This is a genomic window from Streptomyces ziwulingensis (assembly GCF_039542605.1).
GTDB lineage: Bacteria > Actinomycetota > Actinomycetes > Streptomycetales > Streptomycetaceae > Streptomyces > Streptomyces ziwulingensis.
The window spans coordinates 34,970-59,503 of sequence record NZ_BAABIG010000087.1 but is presented as its reverse complement, the minus strand read 5'-3'; the positions used below and the strand labels follow the sequence as shown (position 1 = coordinate 59,503).

Annotated in this window: 22 protein-coding genes, 1 tRNA gene and 2 pseudogenes; 7 read left to right on the top strand and 18 right to left on the bottom strand. The window is 70.9% G+C overall.

Annotated features, from left to right (window positions below; translation table 11 throughout):
• Window positions 1-501 precede the first annotated feature (501 nt).
• From ABEB00_RS32825 to ABEB00_RS32805, 6 genes and pseudogenes are all read left to right on the top strand, one after another.
• The gene (locus tag ABEB00_RS32825) at window positions 502-1,251 is read left to right on the top strand and encodes an AfsR/SARP family transcriptional regulator (RefSeq protein ID WP_345624345.1); all 750 of its coding nucleotides are present in this window, start codon (window positions 502-504) and stop codon (window positions 1,249-1,251) included.
• 297 nt (window positions 1,252-1,548) lie between these two features.
• Window positions 1,549-1,752: pseudogene (locus ABEB00_RS32820) on the top strand (SigE family RNA polymerase sigma factor); the annotation flags it as partial.
• A gap of 239 nt (window positions 1,753-1,991) precedes the next feature.
• Window positions 1,992-3,251: a peptide synthetase gene (locus tag ABEB00_RS32815; RefSeq protein WP_345624344.1), complete on the top strand. Its 1,260-nt coding sequence runs from the start codon at window positions 1,992-1,994 to the stop codon at window positions 3,249-3,251.
• A 21-nt stretch (window positions 3,252-3,272) separates the two neighbouring features.
• Window positions 3,273-3,521: pseudogene (locus ABEB00_RS36160) on the top strand (SDR family NAD(P)-dependent oxidoreductase); the annotation flags it as partial.
• Between the two features lie 17 nt (window positions 3,522-3,538).
• Window positions 3,539-3,904, top strand: a complete 366-nt coding sequence (locus ABEB00_RS32810; protein WP_425586616.1) for an SDR family NAD(P)-dependent oxidoreductase — start codon at window positions 3,539-3,541, stop codon at window positions 3,902-3,904.
• A gap of 56 nt (window positions 3,905-3,960) precedes the next feature.
• Window positions 3,961-5,442: an alpha/beta hydrolase gene (locus ABEB00_RS32805; protein WP_345624342.1), complete on the top strand. Its 1,482-nt coding sequence runs from the start codon at window positions 3,961-3,963 to the stop codon at window positions 5,440-5,442.
• A gap of 495 nt (window positions 5,443-5,937) precedes the next feature.
• Here ABEB00_RS32805 and ABEB00_RS32800 read toward each other — a convergent pair.
• The 6 genes from ABEB00_RS32800 to ABEB00_RS32775 form a co-directional block, all read right to left on the bottom strand.
• A tRNA-Pro gene (locus ABEB00_RS32800) sits at window positions 5,938-6,011 on the bottom strand.
• A 112-nt stretch (window positions 6,012-6,123) separates the two neighbouring features.
• Window positions 6,124-7,203, bottom strand: a complete 1,080-nt coding sequence (locus tag ABEB00_RS32795) for an Ldh family oxidoreductase (protein ID WP_345624341.1) — start codon at window positions 7,201-7,203, stop codon at window positions 6,124-6,126.
• Window positions 7,204-7,222: 19 nt separating this feature from the next.
• Window positions 7,223-8,998, bottom strand: coding sequence for a thiamine pyrophosphate-dependent enzyme (locus ABEB00_RS32790; protein WP_345624340.1), 1,776 nt, complete (start codon window positions 8,996-8,998; stop codon window positions 7,223-7,225).
• Between the two features lie 13 nt (window positions 8,999-9,011).
• Window positions 9,012-9,872 (bottom strand): amidohydrolase family protein, encoded by an 861-nt coding sequence (locus ABEB00_RS32785; RefSeq protein ID WP_345624339.1) that lies wholly within the window; start codon window positions 9,870-9,872, stop codon window positions 9,012-9,014.
• A 173-nt stretch (window positions 9,873-10,045) separates the two neighbouring features.
• Window positions 10,046-11,245, bottom strand: a complete 1,200-nt coding sequence (gene lhgO / locus ABEB00_RS32780) for an L-2-hydroxyglutarate oxidase (RefSeq protein WP_345624338.1) — start codon at window positions 11,243-11,245, stop codon at window positions 10,046-10,048.
• 40 nt (window positions 11,246-11,285) lie between these two features.
• Window positions 11,286-12,734 carry an aldehyde dehydrogenase family protein gene (locus tag ABEB00_RS32775; RefSeq protein ID WP_345624337.1) on the bottom strand — a complete coding sequence of 483 codons (1,449 nt, stop codon included), beginning with the start codon at window positions 12,732-12,734 and terminating at the stop codon, window positions 11,286-11,288.
• A gap of 281 nt (window positions 12,735-13,015) precedes the next feature.
• Between ABEB00_RS32775 and ABEB00_RS32770 the strand changes: the two genes are divergently transcribed.
• Window positions 13,016-13,303 carry a putative quinol monooxygenase gene (locus ABEB00_RS32770; protein WP_345624336.1) on the top strand — a complete coding sequence of 96 codons (288 nt, stop codon included), beginning with the start codon at window positions 13,016-13,018 and terminating at the stop codon, window positions 13,301-13,303.
• Window positions 13,304-13,377: 74 nt separating this feature from the next.
• Here ABEB00_RS32770 and ABEB00_RS32765 read toward each other — a convergent pair whose 3' ends face one another.
• The 12 genes from ABEB00_RS32765 to ABEB00_RS32710 form a co-directional block, all read right to left on the bottom strand.
• The gene (locus tag ABEB00_RS32765) at window positions 13,378-14,382 is read right to left on the bottom strand and encodes a methionine synthase II (cobalamin-independent)-like protein (protein ID WP_345624335.1); all 1,005 of its coding nucleotides are present in this window, start codon (window positions 14,380-14,382) and stop codon (window positions 13,378-13,380) included.
• Window positions 14,383-14,384: 2 nt separating this feature from the next.
• Window positions 14,385-14,855, bottom strand: a complete 471-nt coding sequence (locus tag ABEB00_RS32760; protein WP_345624334.1) for a GlcG/HbpS family heme-binding protein — start codon at window positions 14,853-14,855, stop codon at window positions 14,385-14,387.
• Window positions 14,852-15,637 (bottom strand): alpha/beta fold hydrolase, encoded by a 786-nt coding sequence (locus ABEB00_RS32755; protein WP_345624333.1) that lies wholly within the window; start codon window positions 15,635-15,637, stop codon window positions 14,852-14,854. The genes ABEB00_RS32760 and ABEB00_RS32755 overlap by 4 nt, the downstream gene beginning before the upstream one ends.
• A gap of 34 nt (window positions 15,638-15,671) precedes the next feature.
• The gene (locus ABEB00_RS32750) at window positions 15,672-16,043 is read right to left on the bottom strand and encodes a VOC family protein (RefSeq protein ID WP_345624332.1); all 372 of its coding nucleotides are present in this window, start codon (window positions 16,041-16,043) and stop codon (window positions 15,672-15,674) included.
• A complete protein-coding gene (locus ABEB00_RS32745; RefSeq protein WP_345624331.1) occupies window positions 16,040-16,813 on the bottom strand; it encodes a fumarylacetoacetate hydrolase family protein in 774 nt (257 codons plus the stop codon). The genes ABEB00_RS32750 and ABEB00_RS32745 overlap by 4 nt, the downstream gene beginning before the upstream one ends.
• Window positions 16,810-18,258 (bottom strand): NAD-dependent succinate-semialdehyde dehydrogenase, encoded by a 1,449-nt coding sequence (locus tag ABEB00_RS32740; RefSeq protein WP_345624330.1) that lies wholly within the window; start codon window positions 18,256-18,258, stop codon window positions 16,810-16,812. Before ABEB00_RS32740 ends, ABEB00_RS32745 begins: the two co-directional genes overlap by 4 nt.
• 21 nt (window positions 18,259-18,279) lie before the next feature.
• The gene (locus tag ABEB00_RS32735) at window positions 18,280-19,200 is read right to left on the bottom strand and encodes a VOC family protein (protein ID WP_345624329.1); all 921 of its coding nucleotides are present in this window, start codon (window positions 19,198-19,200) and stop codon (window positions 18,280-18,282) included.
• Between the two features lie 122 nt (window positions 19,201-19,322).
• Window positions 19,323-20,234: a LysR family transcriptional regulator gene (locus ABEB00_RS32730; protein WP_345624328.1), complete on the bottom strand. Its 912-nt coding sequence runs from the start codon at window positions 20,232-20,234 to the stop codon at window positions 19,323-19,325.
• 167 nt (window positions 20,235-20,401) lie between these two features.
• Window positions 20,402-21,364 carry a sugar ABC transporter substrate-binding protein gene (locus ABEB00_RS32725; RefSeq protein WP_345624327.1) on the bottom strand — a complete coding sequence of 321 codons (963 nt, stop codon included), beginning with the start codon at window positions 21,362-21,364 and terminating at the stop codon, window positions 20,402-20,404.
• A gap of 73 nt (window positions 21,365-21,437) precedes the next feature.
• Window positions 21,438-22,460 carry an ABC transporter permease gene (locus ABEB00_RS32720; protein ID WP_345624326.1) on the bottom strand — a complete coding sequence of 341 codons (1,023 nt, stop codon included), beginning with the start codon at window positions 22,458-22,460 and terminating at the stop codon, window positions 21,438-21,440.
• The gene (locus ABEB00_RS32715) at window positions 22,457-23,968 is read right to left on the bottom strand and encodes a sugar ABC transporter ATP-binding protein (protein ID WP_345624325.1); all 1,512 of its coding nucleotides are present in this window, start codon (window positions 23,966-23,968) and stop codon (window positions 22,457-22,459) included. Before ABEB00_RS32715 ends, ABEB00_RS32720 begins: the two co-directional genes overlap by 4 nt.
• On the bottom strand, window positions 23,965-24,528 hold the full coding sequence (locus ABEB00_RS32710; protein WP_345624367.1) for a carboxymuconolactone decarboxylase family protein: 564 nt from the start codon (window positions 24,526-24,528) through the stop codon (window positions 23,965-23,967). Before ABEB00_RS32710 ends, ABEB00_RS32715 begins: the two co-directional genes overlap by 4 nt.
• Window positions 24,529-24,534: the final 6 nt, after the last annotated feature.

The following is a 24,534-nucleotide window of genomic DNA, read 5'->3' as shown; positions in this document are numbered from 1 at the left end:
TGACCTGAAATGCACCTGCCCTATCGCGGCGGCGAGATCCAAACTATGGTTCCGACCGGGCCGCCGGCGAGAACTTGCCATTCACTGGAAAGGGCTGTGAACGCGCACTAGTATCCCGAACGTCCTCTCGACCGCTCGGCGCTCACCCAGGTCGCCACCTGTCCGACCCACTCAGCACACTTCAGATGACCAGCAGCGAGCCGGCGATCAGGGACCCCTCAACGGTTGCGGCGGTGCGCTCGACACCGCGACCGTCACCGTGTCCTGCCAGAAAGTCCGCTACCGGGGGGCGGACTTTCGACCGCCACGCTGCGCAAAACTCGACGGCGACATTCACTGCCCGCTGCCCGAGGGCATCCGACGGAAAGGCCGACTGGTGAAGTTGGCGGGGGGATGAGAAAAATTATCCAGGACCATGTATCGAACCGTTCCGTCGAGGAGAGACACACGCAACCGGCGGAGATAAACCTCCTCGGGCCGATGAACGTGAGAATCGGTGGGGTGTCGATCGTTCCCTCGGCCGGAAAGCCGAAGCAGTTGCTCGCCCTGCTGGCCTTGCGCTGTGGCCGTGTCGTACCCGTCTCCACCCTGATGGAGGAGATCTGGGGCGACGCGATTCCGCGCAGCAGCACCACCACCCTTCAGACGTACATCCTGCAACTCCGCAAGCTCATAGCGGAAGCGTTGCCGCCGGGCTCCCCGGACGGGGCCAAGGCCGTCCTGGTGACCCACTTCAACGGGTACGAGCTGGTACTCGATTCCTGTGCGTGCGACGTGTGGGAATTCGAGCGGCTCTCGGTGAAAGGTGATCTCGCGCTCAAGTCGGGGGACGCCGCCGCCGCGTCGAAGTATCTGGCGCGGGCGCTCAAAGTATGGCGCGGACCCGCCTTGATCGACGTGCCGGCCGGACGGGTGCTCCACATGGAGTCGATCGGTTTCGAGGAGGGCCGGATGCGGGTGCAGGAGCAACGCATCCTCGCCGACATGAACCTCGGGAATCACTTCACGCTGATCCCTGAACTGCGCATGCTGGTCGCCCAGAACCCCATGGATGAGCGACTTTGCGCCATGCTCATCGTCGCGCTCCACAGTTCGGGGGCGCCCTGGCGGGCACTGCAGGTGTTCCGGGACCTCCGCCAGACACTGGGCAGGGAACTCGGCGTCGAACCCTCCAGCCGGCTGCAGGAACTGCACCGGGCGGTGCTGGCGAACACACCCGCCCTGTCCCTTCAGGGATTCGGAGTCGCCTGATGCCGGCCCGGACCTCGACCCAGCCGGCGGTCTGAGCGTCCGGGTGGATGCCGGGGACGTCGGTGAAGCCGATCGCGTCCGCGCTGACCCCGGTCCCTTCGCCGATGATCGGGCCGGTGCCGGCGCGTCCGACGACATCCTGCGGTCGTCCCGGGCGCTGGGAACCGTCGGCTCCGCCGCACCGTCGTCGTAGCGGATGGCCTCCTCCGCCCCACCGTCCTCCCCTTGTTGGGGAGTCAGGTGTTCTCGGGCAACGGGCCACCCCGCCGCTCCCACGTACGTGGGAGCGGCGGGGTGGTGCGCAGGCGGAGGTCGGCAAGGGTGAGGAAAGCAGTCCGGGAACGAGAGTTCCGGGAATTTACCGAGGCGCGCCAGGCCCCTCTGCGACGCGGTGCCTACCTGCTGTGCGGAGACCGGTAGCAGGCGCAGGATCTGACCCGGACCGCCTTGATGAAGCTCTGCGCGGCCTGGGGCCGGGTCAGCCGGGACGGCAACGTCGACGACACAGGGGCACGGCGCTCCGGCGACCGACAAGCGGGTCATCGTGCGCACGGCCGTAAGAGGCTTCTCATGCTCACCCGAGTCGATCGGGAAAGTGAACCGACTTCGTGCGGCGTACGTTGAGCCTTCCGTCACCCGAGCAGGTGATCCACGGTGCGGGCTCATGTGACGTCCGCCCGGTGGAACCCGCAGCACACATCGTCATACGACGCACCACCACCGACGCTGGAGGAACGCTCATGCCCGAAGTCTCCCCGGGTGGTGCTCCCGTCCGGTCGTTGGGCGCATTCGAACGGGCCATCGACCTGTACATGTGGCGAAACCCGGTCCAGTTCTCCCTGGTAGCCGAGGTCGGCCACTCCCTGGCAGAAGCGGAGTTGAAGACGGGGCTGGCACGACTGCAGGACCTCCATCCCCTTCTCAGGGTCGCCGTCGACCGGGACGGACCCGCGGCCGTGTACCGGGAGACCGACGGACTGATCACGGTCGGGACGGCCGCGCCCGGAACCCCCTGGCAGGCCGTCGTCATCCACGAGCAGACCCGCCCCATACCGGCGCACCCGGGCCCGCTGGCCCGCGCCGTGCTGATCCCCGCAGCCGAAGGCTGCTCCCTCGTGCTCACGTTCGCCCACCAGATCACCGACGGCACCGGTGCGCTACGTGTGCTGCTGGATCTGCTGGCTGTTCTCGACAGTGACGGCGATGTCCCGAAGCGGGCGCCGTCCGGTGTTCCACAGGCGCAGGAGGATCTGCTCGCCCGTCTCGAAGCAGCTCCGGACACCGGCGACGCCGAGGCCGGTCCGTCGGCGGAAGACGACGAACGTATGCACGCGGCCGGCGAGCTCAGGCCTTTTTCCGGACGGCCGCCGCATGTGGACGCGCTCGCACTGGACCGGGACCTCACCGCACGGCTTGTCGCCCGCTGTCGTACAGAGGAAGTGTCGGTGCATGCGGCGCTCTGTGCCGCCGCGTGCACTGTGTTCCACCGCGGTGGTCGTGATTTCGTACGCGTGCTGAGCCCCGTCGACCTACGCCGGGCGGCGGGTCTGCCGGACGACGTCGCCAACCGTTTCGCAGGTGCCCGCACGGCCAGTACGGCGGACGACGCGAAGGACTTCTGGGCACTGGCCCGCCACCACCATCAGGGGCTTGCCCGGCAGCGCACACCGGGTGTCCTGCGGACCGGTTCTGCCGTGCTGGTCCAGCACCCTCCCACGACGCCGGAGGAGGCCGAGGCGATGATGGCCGCCGTGACCGCGGCAGACATCCAGATCACCAATCTCGGCGCGGCAGGGCCGGACGCCGCCGGCTTGGGAGTGTCTGCCCTCTGGGGACCGGCGCAGATCACGCAGTTGCGCGGGGAGCACGTCCTGGGTGTTGTCACCGTCGGCGGGCGGCTGCGGATGACGGAACTGACCCACGATCCTGTTCCCGCCCTCGTCCCTGGGATGGCCGCCGTGCTCGCACAGGCGTGTGCCGAACCGTTGCCACACACGTAAACACTCACAGAAGAGAAAATCATGGCATTCAATCGGTTTTCCGGTCGCGTCGCCCTGGTCACCGGAGGCGGGTCCGGTATAGGAGCCGCGATCGCTCTGCGACTGGCCGGGGAAGGTGCCACGACCGTCATCGCCGGGCGCAACGAGGAGAAGTTGAGCCGAACCGTCACGCAGGCGCCCGAGGGCAGCACGATCGTCCAGCGAACAACCGACGTACGTGACGAGGCGGCTGTCATCGAGTTGATCGACGGGACGGTCGAAGTGTATGGCCGCCTGGACGTCTCACCATCGGCTCGTCCAACGCGTTGCGGAACAACTATGGCCGGCCCGCCTACGGTGCCGCCAGAAGCGCTGCGGAAAGCCTGGCCGCCAGCATCGCTGTCGAACACGGCCCGGACGGTATCCGCTCCAATGACGTGCACCCCGGCGTCATCCATCCCACCGGAATGACCGCGCCCATGACCGACATTCCAGGCGCTCTCGACGCGTACTCGGCCCATATCCCCATGCGTCGCACGGGCACGCCCGAGGAGATCGCCGCCGTCGTGGCCTTTCTGGCGAGCCCGGAAGCCGGCTACGTGAACGGCGCCGCCATCACAGTAGACGGCGGGCTGAACCAGGTCATGCACCTTCCTCCGACGGTAAGTCCCTGACTTTTTTCCTTCCTCGTAGTGAACAGTTCGACTCCACGTCAGAAGAGAGGATCATCATGCAGAAATCCCTCCCCTCCGCACTCGCTGTCGCCCTGGTGGCGGCGCTGTCCTTGACAGGGTGCTCGTCGGCCGACGCGGACGAAGGAAACCTCGAATGGGGGAAGTGTCCGAAAGATGTCGCCGCACCTGGAATTGACTGCACCACGCTGAAGGTTCCCCTCGATTACAAGAAATCCGACGGGAAGACGATAGAGATCGCCGTTTCACGCCTGGCGAGCAAGAACCCCGACAAGCGTCACGGTGTGCTGCTGACCAACAGTGGCGGACCCGGCGGACAGACGCTCACCATGCCGGCCACCCTGAAGAAGCTGGGCGTCCCCCAGAGTGTCCTCGACACCTACGACGTCATCGGGATCGATCCCCGGGGCGTGGGCCACAGCACACCGGTCACCTGCGGACTCGAAGCGACCGAGCACCCGAGCAACATACCCACGTACGCCCGGACCGAGACAGACGTCACCGCCGAGGCCAAGCGCGTGCAAGCCGTCGCGGAGAAGTGCGCCAAGTCCAAGACCGCCGGCATCCTGCCCTACATCACCACCGCGAACACCGCGCGCGACATGGACCGGGTCCGCGAAGCACTCGGCGAGTCCAAGATCTCTTACTACGGGATCTCCTACGGCACCTACCTGGGTTCCGTCTACACCACTATGTTCCCGAAGCGAAGCGACCGTGTCTTCCTCGACAGCGTGACGGGGCCCGGCGGCTGGAACGAAGCGTTCGTACGGAAGTTCGGTGAGGGTTTCCAGAATCGATTCCCGGATTTCGCGGTGTTCGCCGCCGCCCAGAACGAGAAATACGGCCTGGGTGACACCCCGGAAGCCGTCGAGGAGAAGTACTTCGAACTCGCCAAGAAACTGGACGCGAAGCCCAGTCCGGAAGGCTACACGGGCCAGGCTTTCCGTCAGGTGACGTTCAGCAGCTTCTACTACGACGCCGAACTCCCGAACCTCGCCGAGATCTGGAAGGCACTCGACACCGGTAAGCCGGTGCCGAAGCCGTCAGGCGGCGCGGAAGGGGACGCGGCAGCCGGCTCCTCCGGTATCCCGTCGGACAATTACCTGGCCAGCCAGTTGCACGTGATCTGCAACGACTCCGACTGGCCGGAGGACATCGCGGCATACGCGCGGAACGTGAAGGAGGATCGCAAGCGATTCCCCATGTTCGGCGCCGCCGGGGCCGACATCACGCCCTGTGCGTTCTGGCCGTCCGAGCCTGTCGAGGCTCCTGTCAAGATCACCGACAACGGTCCCTCGAACGTACTCATGCTCCAGAACCTGCGCGACAACGCGACACCGTTGTCGGGTGCACGCGAGATGCGTGCGGCCCTCGGAGACCGGGCCCGCATGGTGACAGCCGATCAGGGCGGGCACCTCGCGTACAAGTACCTGGACAACAAGTGCGCCAACGACATCGTGACCGAGTTCCTCCTCACGGGCGACCGTCCCTCGAAGGACACCGCCTGCGGGAAGAACTGACACGGTCCGAGCCGGACAGGACATGAGTTCACACCTCGCCCGCGCCGCCACGGCGTCCATGGTGCCCGGCGCCCCCGGCGTGCCCGAGGCGTCCGCCGCCCGATCGGCGGCGGACGGTGGGTCCGGGTCGGCATGCTGAAGACCCGCTCGCCCGGCGTCGCTCCCGGTCGGCTGGATCGTTGACCGAGTGTGGCGCCGGGCCGGTGAGGGGCCCGAAGCCACCGCGCTCGTGATCGACTCGCTTCGGCTGCGCGTCGCGGCTGCGGAGCAACAGGCTGCCGGCCAGTGGTCCGGCCGCGGCCCACACGGCGAGCACAGCCGCTCGACCGGACCCAGGACGAACTCCTCGGCCCACGCCCCCCAGCCCGATCACCATGGCCCGCTGACCCGGTCGGGGACGACACATCTACAACTGGTCCTCAGATGGTCCCCAAGAATGCCGAGGGCCGGTCTCGGATACCTCCGACACCGGCCCTCACCCGCGACTTCTACAAGTCGGGACGACAGGATTTGAACCTGCGACCCCTTGACCCCCAGTCAAGTGCGCTACCAAGCTGCGCCACGTCCCGGTGCGCGTCGGGTGGAACCCTGAACGCGCAGGTCGACACTACCGTATGCCGGGTGGGGGAAGTCGCCGGCCGTCCCCCCTTCGCGTCGGCCGGCGACATGTGGCTCGCGGGGTTACGCGGTCTCGGGCGGGGTGATGCCGAACTTCGTGGCCGCCTCGGTCAGTTCGCGCCAGACCTTCGGTGCCACCGGGATGCCCTGCTCGCCGCGTTCCGCCGCCACGGCGGCACTGCGCTCGCCGGGGTAGTAGACGCCGGCGGCGTCGTCGGCGACGGGGAGGCCCTTGAGGGTGTCCAGGGTGGTGGAGACGGCCGCGGCGTAGTCCTCCGCGGTGGTGCCGAAGGCGGCCGGGTCCAGGGCGATCAGCAGGGCGTTCTGGCGGTGCTTGCGGCCGGCCGGGTCCTGCGAGTGGAAGGAGGAGAAGATCGGCGCGCCGACCAGGACGCTGGTGAGGAGTTCGAAGGCCAGCGACATGCCGGAGCCCTTGGCGCCGCCCAGCGGCAGCGGCATGACCGCCTGCTCGGGGTCGGTGGTGGGGGTGCCGTCCGCGGTGGCGGCGGCGTTCTCCGGCAGCGGGGTGCCGTTCGCCTTGGCCTGCCGGATCTTGCCCAGCGCGATGGTGGCGGTGGCCATGTCCAGGAGCAGCGGGGCGTGGCCGGCCGCCGGGACCGCGATGGCGAGGGGGCTGGTGGCGACGGCGGCGCCCTTGACGCCGGTGTAGCCCATGTTGGGCATGCCGGCGACGAAGCCGAGGCCGACCAGGCCCTGTTCGGCGATCTTCGAGACGTAGTAGCCGATGGCACCGGTGTGCACGGTGCGGCGGACGCCGACGGAGGCGATGCCGAAGGCCCTGGCCCGTTCGACCGCCTCGTCGGCGGCGTGGCTGAGGGCGACCGGGCCGGGGGCGCGGTCGGCGTCGATCACGGCGGCGGCCGGGGTGGTCGACTCGACCTTGAGGTCGGCGTCCGCGTTGGCCACGCCCTTGGCGAGCAGGTCGAGGTAGGCGGGGACGCGGGCCACGCCGTGGGACTCGACGCCCCGCCGGGCCGCCCAGAGGAAGACGTCGGCGGTGGTGCGGGCGTGCTCGGGGCGCAGACCGCCCTTCTCCAGGAGGGCGGCGGCGAAGGCGCGCAGGTCGTCGGCGGGGACGCGTACCTTGCCCGGCTTCGGGGCCGGGGTCGGGGTGTCGGTCATGGTGCGGAGGTCTCCTGGGTCAGCGGGTGACGAGGACGTCGACGACGGCGGTGGTGCCCTGCGCCACGGCCTTCAGCGCGCGCTCCAGGGCGGGCGTGAGGGCGTCGGCGGTGTCGACGGTCTCGGTGTGCATGCCGAAGGGTTCGGCGAAGGCCGCCAGGCGCGGCAGCCGGTGCAGGTCGGTACCGAGCCACTCGCCGGTCTCGGCCGCCGCGCCCTCGGGGTAGAACCGGCGGTGGTTGAGGTTCATCGACTTGTAGACACGGTTGTTGAAGATCACGATCAGCACCGGCAGGTCGTAGGACCGGGCGGCGTCGTAGGACTGGATCACCGGGTTGTAGGTGAAGGCGCCGTCGCCGACGGTGAGGACCACCGGGCGTTCCCCGGCCGCCAGCTTGACGCCGAGGGCGACCGCGATGCCCTGGCCGAGGCCGCCCTGCACGTAGAAGTACGAGTCGGGGGCGTCGGTGCGCAGGTGGCGCTTGACCACCCGGCTGTGGGTGATGGTCTCGTCGACGACGATGCCGTCCCGGCCGGCGAGCAGCTCACGCAGTGTCGCGGCGACCAGCACCGGGTCCACCCCGCCGCCGGCCCCCGACCCGGCGGTGGTCTTCGTCTCGGCGACGGCCCCCGACCCGGCGGCGGTCTTCGTGGCAGCGGCCGCCTTCGCCTCGGCGGCGGCGATGGCCTCCCCCTCGGCGGTGTGCCGCTCCGCCTGGGCCGCGCGCCGCGAGGACACCGCCGCCTCGTCCAGGTCCTTCGCCCGCTTGGCGAGCTGGCGCAGGGTGTTGGCGACGTTGCCCTCCAGGTACACGTCCGCGAAGAGCACCTGGTAGACGATGTGCGGGCGCTGCGGCACCTGGTCGATGACGACGATCTTCGCCTTCGACGGCTTCCGGCTCGGCGGGTAGAAGGGTGCGCGGCAGTTGACCAGGAGGATCAGGTCCGCCTCGTCCATCCAGGGGCCGATGTCGCTGCCGGCGTGCAGGGGGTGCGTGCGGGGGAAGTTCGCGCACACCGCCGAGTCCGGTTCGACCACCGGGATCTGCCAGGCCTCGGCGAAGGCGAGCAGGGCCTCGAAGCCGCCCGCCTCGCGGCCGGCCGTCTCGGTGACGATCACCGGGTTCTCGGCCTCGCGGATCATCCGCGCGACCGGGTCGACCTCCTCGGGCGAGGAGTGCGTGGCGCCCGGCGGGACGACGGGCTTGGCCTCGCGGCCGTCCCACTCCTCCAGCAGGATCTCCAGCGGCACGTTGAGGTAGGCGGGGCCGGCCGGGGCCCGCCAGGCCAGCTCCGCCGCCCTGGTGATCATGGTGGGCAGGGTGTGGATGCCGGCGGCCTCGTTGGCCCACTTGGTGAACGGCTGGGCCACGTGGTGCGGCCCGCCGACGATGGACAGGTTGCGGTACCACTGGCCGCCCGGGTCCTGGCCGTCGCCGTCGCCGTACGTGGTCGACTCCGAGGAGGCGACCACCATGGGGACGCCGGCCAGCAGCGCCCCGTGCACGGCCATGGAACCCTGGAGCAGGCCGGGCGCGGCGTGCAGCAGCACGCCCTGGGGGCGGCGGGCGAGCAGGCCGTAGCCGGTGGCCATGCCGACCGCCACCGTCTCGTGGGTGAGGTCCAGGTACGTCGGCGCCGGGTCGCCGTCGCGGTGGCGGCGGGCCAGGGACTCCCACACCGGGGCCCACTCGGATCCCGATGAGCAGAAGAGGTAGTCGGCGCCGGCGGCGCGGAAGGCGGCTACGAAGGCATCACCGCCGTCGGCGCCCGGCCTGTTGTCGCTGTGGGTCATCTCGTGTGCTTCCTCAGCCCTCGTACGGCCAGTTCAGGACCTCGGAGATGCCGCGGCCCATCATCCATTCAAGTTCCTCGGGGGTGAAGTCCCAGTGCTTGGTGAACTGCTCGATGGTGTCGGTGTAGGTGATGCCGTGACCGAGGAGCCGGGTGATGTCGGTGCCGTAGAAGCAGCGCTGCGGCCCCATCTTGTCGACCATCTCGCGGACGTACTTCTGGATGTTGTTGTTGGGGAAGGGCTGGGTGGAGTAGCCGGGGAGCGCCGAGACCTTCACGTAGATGTTGGGGTGGGCGGCCAGGTCGGCGGTCTCGGCGACCCAGTAGCCGATCGCGTCGTCGACGCAGCGGGCCATGATGCCCATGTGGTCGATGATGATCTTCAGCTCGGGGTGCTTGGCGGCGATCTCGCCCAGTTCCCGCTTCCAGATGGGGGCGTGGACCATCGTGGGGACGCGCAGTTCCTCGGCGACCGGCCAGTACCAGTCGTTGGTGCCGTCGATCATCCAGTTGCGGTCCTGCGGGCGGTGGAAGGTGAGCCGGGTGCCCTTGATGTGCGGGTTCTGGGCGAAGTCCTTCAGCATGGCCGTGCCCTCGGCCTCGTTGTCCTGCGGGACGCGGGCCATGATGCCGAAGCGGTCCGGGTGGGCCTCGCACGCCTCCAGGGCGTAGTCGATGCGGTTGCCCTCCCAGGACGGCGGGAGGATCAGCGCGCGGTTGACGCCGGCCTCGTCCATCAGCTCCAGGGCCTCCTGGTAGGAGAAGGCCTCCTCGCGGTGGCCGTTGAGGCGGATGCGCTCGCGGGCGCCGGGGACCCAGGGGCGGTCCGGGGTCTCTTCCTTCCAGATGTGGATCTGGGTGTCGACGACGAACATGTCGGGCTCTCCTTCTTGCGGGCGGTGGTGAGGTGGTGCGGGAGGAACGCTAGGCGCGGCGCGGGGAGTTGCCGAGAGCCCGGGACGCAAGCTGTTGTTGCGCGTGAGGACCGCTGCGAGCAGGCATTTTCAGCTTGCCCGGGGCGTCGGGCCCAGGTGCCGGGCCGCAGGTGTCAGGCGTCGCCGAACACGGCGGTGGCGAGGTGCTCGGCGATGGCCATGGAGGCCGTGGCGGCCGGTGAGGGCGCGTTGCGCACGGCGGTGATCCGGCCGACCTGATGGATGCGGAAGTCGTCCACGAGGGTGCCGTCGCGGTCCAGTGCCTGGGCCCGGACGCCCGCCCCGCCGCGCACCACGTCACGGGCGCCGACTCCGGGGACGTAACGTCCCGCGTCCCGCATGAAGGCGGTCGTGGACAGCGAACCGCGGTACTCCTTGATCCCGGTACGCCAGTGCCGGGCCGCCATCTTCCAGGAACCGGGGTAGCCGGCGAGGCCGAGCAGGTCGCGCGGGGAGACCCTGGTGAGGGTGTAGCCCTCCCTGGCCAGGGCGAGCACGGCGTTCGGGCCGACCTCGACGGTGCCGTCGACGCGGGGGGTGAAGTGCACGCCGAGGAACGGGTAGCGGGGGTCGGGCACCGGGTAGATCAGGCCGCGCACGAGGTGCGTGCGGTCCGGCTTGAGCAGCATGTACTCGCCCCGGAACGGGACGATCCGCGGTTCCGCCTTGTCCTGGGCGAGTTTCGCCACCGCGTCGGACTGGAGTCCGGCGCAGAGGATCAGCCGGTCGACCTTCACGCGCTGTTGTCCGGAGGCGACCTCGATGCCGCCGGGCACGTGGGTGATGCCGGTGACCGGGAAGCCGAGTTCGACCTCGCCGCCGGAGCCGGTGATGTCCTTGGCGAACTCGCGGGCGATCGCCGGGTAGTCGGTGATCGCGGTGCGCGGGGAGTGCAGGGCGGCGATGCCGCCGGCGTGCGGCTCCAGTTCCCTGATCTCGTCCTTCGAGACCTTGCGGAGGTCGGGCACGTGGTTGTCCTTGGCCCGCCGGTAGAGGTTCTCCATCCGGCCCAGCTCCTCCTGGCGGACCGCCGTCACGAGCTTGCCGATCTCCTGGTACGGCACGCCGCGGTCCTGGCAGTACTCGCGCAGCAGCGCCACGCCGCGCACGGTCAGGTCCGCCTTCAGGCTGCCGGGGGTGTAGTAGATGCCGGCGTGTACGACGCCCGAGTTGTGGCCGGTCTGGTGCAGGGAGACCGCCCGCTCCTTCTCGAACACCACGACCCGGGTGCCGGGGCGCCGGAGCGTGATCTCACGCCCCAGGGCCAGGCCCACGATTCCGGCACCGACGATACCGACCGTCTCGTCAGCCATCGGTGTCCTCCTCTCTGTTCTCGCCGCTCCCCCGCGTCGCTCAGGCGCCGAAGTGAATGGCGACCGTCTTGACGCGGGTGGAGAAGCGCAGGACTTCGTCGCCCTGCTCCTTGTAGCCCGTGCCGGAGTCGTGGAAGCCGCCGAAGGGCAGGTGCACGTCCCAGCCGGGCGTGGGGTGGTTGACCGCTATCTGACCGCACTCGGCCTCGTCCACGAAGCGGTACGCGGCACCGATGTCCCGGGTGAAGACGGCGGCGGCCAGACCGTACACGGAGTCGTTGACCGCCGCGACGGCCTCGGTGAAGCCGTCCACCGCGCGGACGGCGAGGACCGGGCCGAAGACCTCGTCGCGCCAGAGCGCCATGTCGGGGGTGACCTCGCCGAGCACGGTCGGCCGCACGTAGCAGCCGTGGGCCCGCTCGCCCTCGGTGTCGGCCTCGCCGCCGGTGAGCACCCGGGCCCCCTCCCGGACCGCCTTCTCCAGGTCGGCGAGGACGCTGTCGCGCTGCCGGGGGCTGGAGAGCGGGCAGAGGGTGGTCGCCGGGTCGCTGCCCGGTCCCAGTGTGAGCGCCTCGACCTCGGTGACCAGCAGTCGCGTGAACTCCTCGTACACCGCGCGCTCGACGACGACCCGGCTGGTGGCGGTGCAGCGCTGTCCGGCCTGGCCGAAGGAGGCGGCGGCGACGGCCTTCGCGGCGGCCGGCAGGTCGGCGTCGCCCAGGACCACGGAGGCGTTCTTGCCGCCCAGTTCGCCCTGGAAGCGGACGTTGCGGTCGCCGAGACGGCGGCGGATGGTGTTGCCGACCTCGTTGGAGCCGGTGAAGGTGAGGCCGGCGATCCGCGCGTCGTCCAGCAGGGCCTCCTCGATCTCGCGGGTGCGGCCGGTGACCACGTTCAGGACCCCGGCCGGCAGGCCCGCGTCGTGCAGCGCGCGGGCGAAGTGCAGTCCGGACAGCGGGGTGTCGGTGGCGGGCTTGAACACCGCCGCGTTGCCGGTCGCGAGCAGCGGGGCGAGTTTGCGGGCCGGGGTGATCAGCGGGTCGTTCCAGGGGCTGATCACCAGGATGGCGCCGAGCGGCTCGCGCTGGGTGTGCGTACGGGTGTTCGGGCGGGCGTCGTGGAGCAGGGTGCCGTAGCCCTGGCGGGCGAGGCCGGCGTAGTAGTCGAGGAAGTCGGCGGCCTTGCCGGCCTCGCCGCGCGCCTCGGCCAGCGTCTTGCCGTTCTCCGCGGTGACGTCGGCGGCGATGTCGTCGAGGCGCTCGCGGAGCAGCCGGGCGGCGTCGGTGAGGACGCGGGCCCGCTCGAAGGGGCTGGTGCGCTTCCAGACGGCGAAACCCCGTTCGGCGTGGTCCCAGGCGCGGGTGACGTCCTTGGCGGAGAGAGCCGGGACGCGGGCCACGGGGGTGCGGACGTCGGCCGGGTCGTGGACGTCGATCCACTCGCCGGTCGTCACCCACTCTCCGCCCAGGAGCGTTTCGAGGTTGCGCATCAGATCACTTCCTTCGTCGACCGCGGTGCGGGTGCCCGCGGTCCCAGCGGGTCGGCTTTGCGGGGCCGGATGCGACCACACACCATGCCGGGGCGGGTCCACCAGCCCGGCGGCGGCAGGCATTGGTTGCGCCGCGCGCGGGCCGGGCGGCGGGTGAACCGTGCTGGAATCGGCCGGTCGGCCGGCGGCCCCCACGCCACCGCCGCCACCACCGGCCAAGTACGACCACGCACAACCGAGTAAGACCGAGTACGACCGAGTACGACCGAGGAGAGACGAACATGGCCTACGCAGTCGTCGCCCAGTACCGCTGCGCACCCGAGAACGAGGCGGCGGTGCGCGAGGCGCTGCTGAAGGCGCGGGCGGCGACCCGCGCGGAACCGGCGAACCAGTCGTACGAGGTGCACGCGGTGGCCGGCGAGCCGGGCGGGTTCCTGCTCTACGAGCGCTACGACGACACCGCCGGCTTCGAGGCGCACAAGGCGGCGCCGCACTTCACGGAGCAGATCGTGGAGACGGTGTGGCCGCTGCTGACGGACCGGTCGGTGACCTTCGCCGAGGTGCTCTGAACCGGACGCGCCGCGGGGCCGGGGAGCGTGTGCTCCCCGGCCCTTCGCCTCGTGCCGGTTCCGGTGCCGGTGCCTCAGAACTCGTTGCCCCAGCAGTAGCGGGCGACCGTCTCGACCAGGACGAGCTTCCGGTTCTGGTCGTCGGCGCTCAGCAGCGGCCGGCCGGCCACGTCGGCGAAGCCGCGGGACGGGGAGACGGCGCCGTCCTCCAGGTCCTTGAAGGCCTCCAGGGGGTCGATACGGGACATCACCGTGTCGACGTCCTCCACCTCGGGCCGGGTGGCGTCCGCGACGCCCAGGCAGAAGTCGCGCTCCTCGGGCAGTACCCGGACCAGTTCCGTCTCGGCCTCGGTGCCCTGGTCGAAGGGGAGCACCCAGCGGTCGGCCGGGATCGCGGTGTAGAGCCGTTCGGCGCGGGCCCGGTCGACCTCGGCCGGCGCCGCCCAGCCGGGGCAGTAACCGAGGCGTACACCCTCGGGGCGCTCGTCCAGCCGTACCGCCGCCGCGTCGACGGCGAGGGCGTCCTCGAAGGAGAGGGCGCCGGGGGCGGCCGGGGCGGTGGCGACCTGGGCGAGCAGGAGCGGGTGGGTGAGCTGGATCAGGCGGACGCCCCGGGAGACCAGCAGCGCGATCTCGGCCCGGACGATCTCCGCGAGCGCCTCGCCCAGTTCCCGGGCGGAGGCCGGGCCGCGGCCGGGCTCGAAGGTGGTGGCGGCGAGGTACGCCGGGGACGGCAGCGTCGCCTTCGGCGCGATCACCGTCAGCTCGGCGAGCCGGGCGGCCCAGTCGTCGAGCAGCGGCCCGGCCGCCTTGGGCAGGGCCTCCGCGACCCAGCGGACCAGCCCGTCGGGGCCCCGCTCGTCGGTGCGGCGGAAACCGTCGACGTGGTCGAGGACGGCACCGCGGAAGTCCGCGCGGGGGAAGTCGCCGTCGGTGACGACGGTGGAGCGCAGCCTGCGCTGGAGGGTGACGGCCTCGCGGACGGCGTCCGCCACGGACTCCGGGTCGCCGGGGACGAGGCCGGCCGGGCGGACCAGGCTGCCGTGGTGGTCGATGCGGTAGTTGAACGTGTCCGCCATGGTCAGCTCTCCGTTCCGGCGGGCTTGCCCGCGACACCCCAGGCGTCGAACTCCAGTTCGTAGCCGAGGGCGGCGAGCACCTCGTCGGCGATGACCTGGTCCTCGTCGGCGGTGCCGCCGGCGATGCCGAGGCCGCCGATGACCTCACCGTCCTTCTGGATGGTGACGCTGCCCTCGGTGGCGAGGATCGGCATGGCGGCGCCGGGCAGTTGGGAGAGCTGGGAGAAGAAGACGGGCTGGCTCTCCTGCCACTTCTTCAGCATCCGGCCCGGCCGCCGCATCACGGCCGCGGTGTACGCCTTGGCGCGGGCGATGTCCGGGGTGAGCGGGCGGGCGCCGTCCGGGCGCCGGACCGCGACGACGAAGCCGCCGGCGTCGACGACGGCGACGCTCACCGCCTTGCCGATCGCCTGGGCGCGCTGGTGGGCGGCGGCGATGATCTCCTCGGCGGCGGCGAGGCTGACGTTGCTCATACGGCTTCCTTCGGGGCGGTGAGGGTGCGGCGCAGCCGGGCGACGGCCGCGTTGTACGGCTCGGGCGTCTCCCAGTACATGGAGTGCGGGGCGCCGGGGACGATCTCCAGGTGCGAGCCGGGGAGCAGTTCGTGGGCGCGGGTGACCGTCTTGACGCCGAGGACCGCGTCCTTCTCGCCGGCGAGGAAGGCGACCTTGACGCCGGACGCCCCGATCTCCTCCAGGGAGGGGCCGTCGGTGTCGAGGTTGCGCAGGTCCTGCATCCTGGCCACGTTGAACGTGCCCATCTGCTGGAAGAGGAAGGTGAGGTCGGCGCGCGCGGTCTGGAACGGCTTGGTCAGCAGGCGGTCGATGACCGGCAGCTTGACGGCCTCGGCGCGGTCGGCGGCGGCCAGCTCCTTCAGCTCGGGGTGGCTGATGCCGCCCAGGGAGTGGCCGAGCACGACGGAGGAGACGCGTTCGGGCCGCAGCAGGCCGGCCCGCAGGGCCGCGACCGAGCCGATGGACTGGCCGACCAGCATGACGTCGGTGAGGTCCTCGGCGTCCAGGACCGCGACGACGTCACCGGGGAAGTCCTGGCCGTCGAACTCGGGCATGGAGCTGTCGGACTTGCCGAAGCCGCGCAGGTCGAGGGTGACGACGGTGAACTCCTCGCGCAGGGCGGCGACCTGCTGCCACCAGGCGGCGTGGTGGCCGCCGCTGCCGTGCACGAACAGGATCGCCGGACCGGCGCCGTGGCGCTCGTAGTAGAGGGAGGTGCCGTCGGAGTCGGCGTAGGGCATGGGGTGAACTCCTGAACTCCTGTGCGCGAGGCGCCTAGTTGGGCCGCTTGGCGTGGTGGACCAGCTCGATCATGGTGTGGTCGGGGTCGTGGATGTAGCAGAACTTGGACTGGTTCTCGGGGCGCTGGATGGGCCGGGTGTGCCGGATGCCCAGCTCCTTGAGGTGGGCGAGGAAGTCGTCCCAGTCGTCGACCTCGACGGCGAAGTGGTAGGGCGCCATCCGCTCCATCGCCTCGACCGGGGTGAAGTGCAGGTCGAAGTTGCCCCGGGTCATCAGCACCACGCGGGTGTTGGACTTGGGCATGATCCGCTTCATCCCGAAGACCTTGGTGTACCACTCGGCGGTCCGGTCGGGGTCGGTGGTGGGGAAGTTGACGTGGTGGATGTAGCGGGGTGCTGCGCTCATTGCTCGTTCCCTTCGAGGTGTACGGGGTTGGTCAGCACGCCGATGCCGCTGATCTCGATCTCCACGGTGTCGCCGGGTTCGAGTGGGCAGACGGTCTCGGCGCCCATCCACAGCACGTCACCGGCGTACAGGGTGTTGTGCCTGGTCAGCTCGGTGATGTGGTCGAAGGGGTCGAAGACCATGTCGCCGGTCGCGAAGGAGGACCGCTGCTCGCCGTTGACGCGGAGCGTGGTCGTCTGCGCGAGGGCGTCGACGTCGGTCTCGATCCACGGACCCATGGGTTTGAAGGTGTCGCTGTTCTTGCTGCGCCAGAAGCTGCGGTCCTGGTGCTGCCAGGTGCGGGCGCTGACGTCGTTGCCGACGGTCCAGCCGAACACCGCCTCGCGGGCCTCCTCGCGGGTGGCGTGGCGCAGGGTACGGCCGATGACGGCCACGAGTTCCGGCTCGGCCTCGAACCGGCCGGTCACCGCGGCGGGCTTGACGATCGGTGCGAGGTGGCCGGTCAGGGCGTTGTTGGCGCGGTAGCCGACCTCGGGGCGCTCGGGGGTGGCGGCGCCGGCGTGGGCGATGTGCCGGGGGTAGTTCATCCCGACGGCGTAGAAGACGGGCGGGACGACGGGCGGCAGCCAGTGCGCGCGGGCCCGCGGCACCGTGCCGATGACGTCGAAGCCGGCCGCGTCCAGCGGGGAGCCGGAGAGGATCTCGATGTCCCGCTCCCCCACCCGGCCCCAGACCGCCCGGCCGCCGACCGAGATGCGCGCGTATCTCATGGCACCAGCAGGTGGGAGACGCGCTTGGTGATCAGGTACGCGTCCAGGGCCTCGGGGCCGCCCTCGCGTCCGTACCCGCTGTCCTTGACGCCGCCGGAGGGGGCCTCGTGGACGGAGCCGCCGCAGTGGTTGAGGGACAGGATGCCGGCCTGGAGCCCGGCCGAGAGCCGCTCGGCGGTGGCGGCGGAGTCGGTGAAGCCGTAGGCGGCCAGTCCGTAGGGCAGGGCGTTCGCGCGTGCGAGCGCCTCGCCGAGGTCGTCGAAGGCGACGACCGGGGCCAGCGGGCCGAACGGTTCCTCGGTCATCAGCGCCGCGTCCTCGGGTACGCCGGTGAGGACGGTCGGCGGGAAGAAGTACCCGGGGCGGTCCGGGCGTTCGCCGCCGGTGAGGATCTCGGCGCCGCGGGTGACGGCGTCGGCGGTCAGCCGCTCCATGGCCGCCAGCCGGCGGGCGTTGGCGAGCGGGCCCATGCCGGTGCCGTCGGTGAGTCCGTCGCCGGTCACGACCGCCTCGGCGGCCTTGACGAACTCGGCGGTGAACTCCTCGATCAGCGACGCGTGCACCAGGAAGCGGCTCGGTGAGGTGCAGACCTGCCCGGCGTTGGCCCACTTGGCCTGCGCGGCCCTGCGGGCGGCCCGCGCCGGGTCGGCGTCGGCGCAGACGATGACGGGGGCGTGGCCGCCCAGTTCCATCAGGGACGGCTTCATCTCCTGGCCGGCCCTGGCGGCGAGCAGCTTGCCGACCGGCACCGACCCGGTGAAGGCGACCAGGCGGGTGACCGGGGAGGAGATGAGGTGTTCGGAGACCTCGGCGGGCTCGCCGAAGACGAGGTTCAGGACACCGGCCGGGAGCCCGGCGTCGGCGTAGCAGCGCACCAGTTCCATGGCGGTGGCCGGGGTCTCCTCGGACGCCTTGAGGACGATCGAGCAGCCGGCCGAGAGCGCCGAGGAGATCTTGCGGTTGGGGCCGCCGACGGGGAAGTTCCAGGGCGTGAACGCGGCGACGGGGCCGAGGGGTTCGCGCCGCACGGTCAGCAGGGTGCCGGGGGCGGAGGGGATGATGCGGCCGTAGGCGCGGCGGGCGTCGTCGGCGTGCCAGCGCAGGGTCTCGGCGGTGCGGCGGGCCTCGCCGACGCTCTCCTTGAGCGGCTTGCCCTGTTCCCGGGTGGCGACGCGGCCGATCTCGGGGGCGCGTTCGGCGATCAGGTCGGCGGCGGCGTGCAGGACGCGGGTGCGTTCCGCGACGGGCGTGGCACGCCACACCTCGAAGCCCGCCGCGGCGGCGGCGAGGGCACGGTCCAGGTCGTCGGTGGTGGCCAGGGGTACTTCTCCGATCACCTCCTCGGTGGCCGGGTTCAGGATCGGGGCGGTACGGCCGGTGCCGCCCTCGGCCCACTCGCCCGCGAGGTACATGCGGACGGCGGGGTGGCCGTGGTCGGTGCTCATGGGTGAATGCCCTCTCAGGGGTCAGGACGAGGCGGGGGCGTCCTGGTCACGGTTGGTGCGCAGGGCCCAGATGTGGTGCGGCGGGGTGGTCTCGTGCACGCGGGTCCGGTAGGTGTCGTCGACCCGGTCCATGTCGGCGGCGTACTCGACGCGTCCGCCGCAGGGGGCGTGCAGGAAGCGGAAGACGTTGGAGCCGACGGTGTGCCGGCCCAGTCTGCGGGCCTCCCGCCAGCCTCGTTCGATCATGTGGTTGCCGCCCTCGATCACGTCGTCGAAGCCGGGGACCTCGTACGCGATGTGGTTCACGCAGACCCGGTCGGGGCGGTGGCAGAGCAGCATGGTGTGCTGGTCGTCGTCGCCGGGGGCCTGCATGAAGACGCCCATGGGCTCGACCACGTCGGTGGGGCGGAAGCCGAGCAGGCCGGTGTAGAAGGCGACGGCCTCGTCCCGGCCCTCCTTGGCGATGTTGAGCGCGACGTGGCACATGCGCAGCGGGTGGGCGCGGGTGAGGGGGGTGAGGGCCTCGTTCCAGCGGTTGACGCTGCCGTGGGTGTTGGCCGGGCGGGGCGCGACGGGCGCCCGCTTCGGGCGGGCGAGGGTGAGGCCCACGCCGAAGCCGCTGCGGTCGACGGTGTGGTGGACGCCGTCGGCGCCGGAGCGGACCGGGTGGTCGCGGGCGACGGCGGCCACCAGGCGGTCCAGTTCGTCCTGGGTGTCGACGCCCCAGACGATCTCCCGCAGGGTGGGACCGTCCTCCACGGGGGCGGGCAGCAGCGGGCCCGGGTCGGTGTCGAGGTGGAGGGTCTGCCCGGTGAGCGTCTCGAAGACCGCGTGTTCGTCGGTCAGCTCGACCTGGTGGAGCCCGAAGTCGTCGAAGAAGCGGACGCATTCGCCGAGGTCGTCGATGCTGTAGGTGACCGATTCGATGCGCTGGATTCCCATGGATTCCTCGTTTCCGTCTCGCCTGGTGAGCGTAGGTTTGCGGGCGCGGGGGCCTCAATGGCCCGAGGTCCACGCAAGTCGCAATCGTTTCTTGCGCCGTGGTCGCCGGGGAGTGCGAGGGTTCAGGGCCGGCCGGCCGGGATCGGGTTCTGGGAGAACCACTCGGCGAGGAAGTCCAGGAACACGCTGACCTTGCGCGGGGTGTCCTGGCCGGGTCCGTAGATCGCGTACAGCGGCCGTTCGGGCACCGCCAGCTCCGGGAGCAGCGCCTTGAGGGCGCCGGAGTCGAGGTCGTCGTGGACCGGGCGCTGGGGCAGCAGGGCGATGCCGCGGCCGTGCACGGCGGCCTTGTGCAGGGCGATGTAGGAGTTCGACGAGAAGGCGATGTTGCGGATCTTGTGCAGGGTGCTGGCGTGGCCGTGGCCGATCCGCCAGACCGGGTCGTTGACGTGCACCAGGCAGTCGTGGGCGGCGAGGTCGTTGGGGTGCTCCAGCGGTCCGTGCCGCTCGACGTACTCCTCGGAGGCGCACAGGACGAAGGGCAGCGAGGAGATCTTCTTCAGGCGGACGCTGGAGTCGCGCAGGTCCCGGGTGTGGAAGGCGACATCGAATCCGCTGTCGAGGAAGTCGTAGGTGCGGTCCGACATGCCGCCGAGTTCGAAGCGGATGTGGATCTTGGGATGGGCGGCGGAGAAGGCGGCGATGGCGTCGCCGAGATCGAGGCTGCCGATCCATTTGGGACAGATGACGCTGAGGGTGCCTTCGGCGCGGTCGTGCGACTGGGCGATGCCGGCGTCCTCCGCCTCGATCTCGTCCAGGATGCGGGCGGCGAACTCCGCGTACCGCTGTCCGGGCTCGGTCAGGCTCACCGAGCGGGCGGTGCGGTTCACCAGCCGGACCCCGACCTGGCGCTCCAGTTCGGCGACGTGCCGGGAGACCAGGGAGCCCGACGAGCCCAGTTTCTTGGCGGCTCCGCTGAAACTGCCGACCTGGGCGACGGTGACGAAGCTGTGCATGAGGAGCAGGCGATCCATGTTCTACCTCCGAAGGCTGCTCCCGGCCGACCGGCGTCGCGGACGGGGAGCGAGGGCCCGCCGCAGCGCCGGCCCGCCCCGGTAGCGGCTCTGCGGGGCGGTCGGCGAGGCGGCGGAACGTGTGCGGCTCAGACACGGTGAGAGCGGCGCCGGTTCCCGGTGGGGCCCTACTTCGGGCAGTACTGCGGAGCCTCGCTCAGGTTGTCCTTCGTGACCAAGACAAGAGGAATGTCAGAGATCTTGTCAACACCCTGCTTCTCGTCGAGCAGGCCGACGGCGCTTTTCACAGCGGTCTGCCCTATGGTGAGGGCCGAGTTCGCGACGGTGGCGGCGAGGCGGCCGTCCTCGACGGCGGCGACCCCCTCCTCGGTGCCGTTCACCGAGACGATCTTGACGTCCTTCGCGCCGGCCGCGTCGAACGCCTTGCGCACCGCGAAGGCCATCTCCTCGTTGGCGACGAAGGCGTAGTCCAGGTCGGGGTGGGACTGGATCATGTTCTCGGCGACGTCCTGCGCCTTGGCCGGGTTGAACATGCCGGGCTGGTTGGCGACGACCTTCGCGGTCTTCGGCAGCGCGTCCTCGAAGCCGCCGACCAGGAGGTCGGAGGCGGCGCCCGGGGCGCCGGCCACGATGCCGACGGTCGCGGCCTTGCCGGCCGCGTCCTTCTCGATCCACCCGGCGTCCAGCGCGCCGACCTTCTTCAGGTCGACCACCGCGGCGCCGAGGACGTCGTCCATGTCGGAGGTGGCGACCGAGGTGAGGTAGATCGGTATGCCCGCGCTCTTCGCCTTCGCGATGTCGCCCTCCAGGGCGTCCACGTTCACGGTCTGCACGATCAGCGCGTCCACGTCGCGGGAGATCATGTCCTCGATGTTGGACAGCTCGGTCCCGGCGTCCTGCTTGGAGTTGGCCGAGTAGACCTTGGCGTCCTGGGTCTTCGCCTCCTGCTCGACCGCTTTGAGCAGACAGGTGTGGAAGTGCGTGTTGGAGCCGTTGACGAACCCGAGGGACCTGGCGCCGTCCGCGGCGCCCCCGCTGTCGTCGCCCGAGCCGCAGCCGGCGAGCAGCAGGGCCGCGGTGCCGGCCAGCGAGACGGCGACGGTGCGGCGTGAGCGGGTGCTGGACTTCATGGGTGTGGGGCCTTTCCTGCGTCGTCGAAGAGAAGGTGCTTGCGTAGGTGAACGGGAAAACGGCGCCGGGCCGTCAGTGGCCCGGCGCGGACTTGCGCTGGAACTCGTTGATGACCGCCGCGACCAGGAGGACGCCGCCGGTGACGACGAGCTGGTAGTTGCTGTTGACCTGGAGCAGGTTGAGGGCGTTGCCGACGACACCGAGCAGGACGACGCCGAAGACGGTGCCGACGATCGTGCCGTGGCCGCCGGCCAGCGAGGTGCCGCCGATGACCACCGCGGCGACGGCGGTGAGCTGGGTCTGCAGGCCGGCGGTGTTGGGGGCGGCGGCCCCGAGCCGGGAGAGCAGCATCAGGCCGGCCAGCCCGGCGAGCACGCCGGCGAGCGCGTACAGGGCGAGCTTGCGCCAGTTGACGTCGATGCCGCTGAGCCGGGCGACGTGCTCGTTGCCGCCCATCGCGAAGGCGTCCCGGCCGAAGGTGGTGAACCGCATGGTGACGCCGGTCAGCGCGAGCACCAGCACCGCGACGACCGTCAGGTAGGGCACGCCGGCGATCTCGTCGTTGCCGAGGGCGGACATCTTGTCGCCGATGGTGACGCTCATGCCGTTCAGGACGAGCAGGGCGACGCCGTCGAGGAGCATCGCCGAGGCGAGGGTGGCGACGAAGGGGGCGACCCGGGTGTAGGTCACCACCAGACCGTTGACCAGGCCGATCAGGGTGGCGAGGGCGAGGCAGACGACCACGACGGCGGGCGTGGACCAGCCGCTGTCGAGGAGCTGCGCGCCCACGCAGAGGGTGACGGCCGCGTTGCCGCCCATGGAGAAGTCCATGCCGCCGGAGGTCATCAGCAGGGTCAGCCCGGCCGCGATGACGGCGTTCACACTGATCTGGCGCAGCACGTTGAGCAGGTTCTGCGAGGAGGTGAACGCGTCCGCCTGCACGGCGGTGAAGACACAGACCAGGACGAGGACGAGGATCAGTCCGCCGTGCGGGACGTGCAGCAGCTTCCCCGCCCCGGGGCGGGTGGGCGCGGTGCGCCCGGGCGGGCCGCTCGCCACGGTGTCCGGGGAGGCGGACGGGGTCTTGAGACTCACTGCGGTTGACCTCCGAGGGCGGTCGCGACGAGTTCGTCGCGGGTGATGGCGTGGATGTCGTGCTCGGCGACGGTGCGGCCGGCGCTCACCACGACGACCCGGTCGGCCAGGCGCATGACCTCCTCGGCGGAGGAGGAGGCCAGCAGGACGGCGACGCCGCGTGCGGCGAGGCCGTCGACGAGGGTGTGGATGTCGGCCATGGCGGCGACGTCCACCCCGTTGGTGGGGTCCTCCAGGAAGCAGGCGGCCGGTTCGGTCTCCAGCCACTTGCCGAGCAGCACCTTCTGCTGGTTGCCGCCGGAGAGCGAGCCGACGGGCGGGTTGCCGGTGAGGGCGACGACGCCGTAGGTGGTGCGGACCGGGGCGGCACGGCGGGCGAGGTGGCCCGACCGGTGCAGCCGGCGGCGGGCGAAGCGGTCGCCGGCCAGCATCAGGTTCTCGTCCACGGTCATGCCCTGGACCAGGCCGAGCGAGCGGCGGTCGCCGGTGACGCAGCGCAGGCCGCTGGCGAGGGACGCCTTGACCCGTCCGAAGGGCACGGCGCGGCCGTCGACGCGGACCTCGCCGGCGTCGGGGCGGCGGCGCCCGGAGAGCAGGTCGAACAGGCGGGACTGGGCGTCGCCGGCCGGTCCGAGGACGGCGACGATCTCACCGCGGCGCACCTCGACGGTGAAGTCGCGCAGCGCCCGGCCGTGGCTGAGGCCGCGGACGGTGAGCCCGTGGCCGTCCTTCGGCGCGGGGCGCTCGGGGCGGGTGGAGACGACGTCCCGGCCGACCATGGAGCGCACCAGGGAGGCCGGGTCCAGTTCGGCGGCCGGGGCGCTGCGGACCAGGCCGCCGTCGCGCAGCACGGTGACCCGGTCGGCGATCGACATGACCTCGTCGATGTAGTGCGAGATGTAGACGACGGCGACGCCCTCGTCGCGCAGCCTGCGCACCAGGGTGCGGACCTGGCCGGCGTCCTTGGCGCTGAGGCAGGCGGTGGGTTCGTCGAGGATGAGCACCTTGCCGCCCCGGCGGACCTCGCGGGCCACCTCGACCATGGTCTGCTCGGCGACGGTGAGGTCGCCCGCGACCCGTTCGACGTCGATGTCGATGCCGAGGCCGGTCAGCGCGGAGCGGGCCTGGGAGCGGACGGCCTTCCAGCGCACGGCGCCGGCCCGGGTCGGCAGGTCGCCCAGCATGATGTTCTCGGCGACGGTGAGGCCCATGGCCAGTTCGCGGCGCTGCGGCACCGAGGAGATGCCCAGCCTGCGGGCCTTGCGCACGGTGAGGGCGCCCTGCCGGCGCCCGGACACCTCGACGGTGCCGCCGTCGGCCGGGTGGACGCCGCACAGCACCTGCACCAGGGTGGATTTGCCGGCGCCGTTCATGCCCATCAGGGCGTGGATCTCACCGGCGTACAGGTCGAGGTCGACACCTTTGAGGGCGGCGGCCCCGCCGAAGCTCTTGGTGACGCCCCGCACCCGCACCAGGGGCCCGGCCGCCGGGTCCCGCGGGGTGCTCACGGCCGCTCTCGGCCGGCGTCGGGGGCGATCCGGCCGTAGCCGCGGACGTCCGGGAACGGGGGCTCCTTGTCGGCCTGGAGGTCGACCTGGAAGGTGTTGAGGCACATGCCGAGCATGGTGAAGTTGCCGAGCGCGCCGATGGTGTCGACCAGGCCCTTGTTGCCGAAGTGGTGCTGGGCGGCGGCGAAGGTGGCGTCGGTGACGAAGTGCTCCTCCAGGATCTCCCGGCAGAACCGGTGGAACGCCTGGTCGGCCTCGTTGTCGAAGACCGGCTCGCGCTTCTCCGCGATGGCCTTGACGGCGGCCTCGGGGACACCGGCCTCGATCGCCTGCTGGACGTGGGCGTTCCAGGAGTACTGCGCGTCCCAGTTGCGGGCCGCCATCAGCAGCGTCAGCTCGCGCAGGTGCTTGGGGAGGCTGCAGTCGAAGCGGGCGAACGCGCCGAGCGACTCGGCCCGCTCGCACATCTCGGGGCTGTGCAGCCACACCCGGAAGGGGCCGCGGACCGCGCCGCGGCGGCCGGCGATCCGCGCGGCCAACTCCTGCTGCCGCTGGTCCATTTCCTC

Coding starts and splice junctions, on each gene's coding strand:
- ABEB00_RS32815 (WP_345624344.1), top strand. CDS start 1,992: ATGCCCGAAGTCTCCCCGGGTGGTGCTCCCGTCCGGTCGTTGGGCGCA.
- ABEB00_RS32805 (WP_345624342.1), top strand. CDS start 3,961: ATGCAGAAATCCCTCCCCTCCGCACTCGCTGTCGCCCTGGTGGCGGCG.
- ABEB00_RS32795 (WP_345624341.1), bottom strand. CDS start 7,203: ATGACCGACACCCCGACCCCGGCCCCGAAGCCGGGCAAGGTACGCGTC.
- ABEB00_RS32790 (WP_345624340.1), bottom strand. CDS start 8,998: ATGACCCACAGCGACAACAGGCCGGGCGCCGACGGCGGTGATGCCTTC.
- ABEB00_RS32785 (WP_345624339.1), bottom strand. CDS start 9,872: ATGTTCGTCGTCGACACCCAGATCCACATCTGGAAGGAAGAGACCCCG.
- lhgO (WP_345624338.1), bottom strand. CDS start 11,245: ATGGCTGACGAGACGGTCGGTATCGTCGGTGCCGGAATCGTGGGCCTG.
- ABEB00_RS32775 (WP_345624337.1), bottom strand. CDS start 12,734: ATGCGCAACCTCGAAACGCTCCTGGGCGGAGAGTGGGTGACGACCGGC.
- ABEB00_RS32770 (WP_345624336.1), top strand. CDS start 13,016: ATGGCCTACGCAGTCGTCGCCCAGTACCGCTGCGCACCCGAGAACGAG.
- ABEB00_RS32765 (WP_345624335.1), bottom strand. CDS start 14,382: ATGGCGGACACGTTCAACTACCGCATCGACCACCACGGCAGCCTGGTC.
- ABEB00_RS32760 (WP_345624334.1), bottom strand. CDS start 14,855: ATGAGCAACGTCAGCCTCGCCGCCGCCGAGGAGATCATCGCCGCCGCC.
- ABEB00_RS32755 (WP_345624333.1), bottom strand. CDS start 15,637: ATGCCCTACGCCGACTCCGACGGCACCTCCCTCTACTACGAGCGCCAC.
- ABEB00_RS32750 (WP_345624332.1), bottom strand. CDS start 16,043: ATGAGCGCAGCACCCCGCTACATCCACCACGTCAACTTCCCCACCACC.
- ABEB00_RS32745 (WP_345624331.1), bottom strand. CDS start 16,813: ATGAGATACGCGCGCATCTCGGTCGGCGGCCGGGCGGTCTGGGGCCGG.
- ABEB00_RS32740 (WP_345624330.1), bottom strand. CDS start 18,258: ATGAGCACCGACCACGGCCACCCCGCCGTCCGCATGTACCTCGCGGGC.
- ABEB00_RS32735 (WP_345624329.1), bottom strand. CDS start 19,200: ATGGGAATCCAGCGCATCGAATCGGTCACCTACAGCATCGACGACCTC.
- ABEB00_RS32730 (WP_345624328.1), bottom strand. CDS start 20,234: ATGGATCGCCTGCTCCTCATGCACAGCTTCGTCACCGTCGCCCAGGTC.
- ABEB00_RS32725 (WP_345624327.1), bottom strand. CDS start 21,364: ATGAAGTCCAGCACCCGCTCACGCCGCACCGTCGCCGTCTCGCTGGCC.
- ABEB00_RS32710 (WP_345624367.1), bottom strand. CDS start 24,528: ATGGACCAGCGGCAGCAGGAGTTGGCCGCGCGGATCGCCGGCCGCCGC.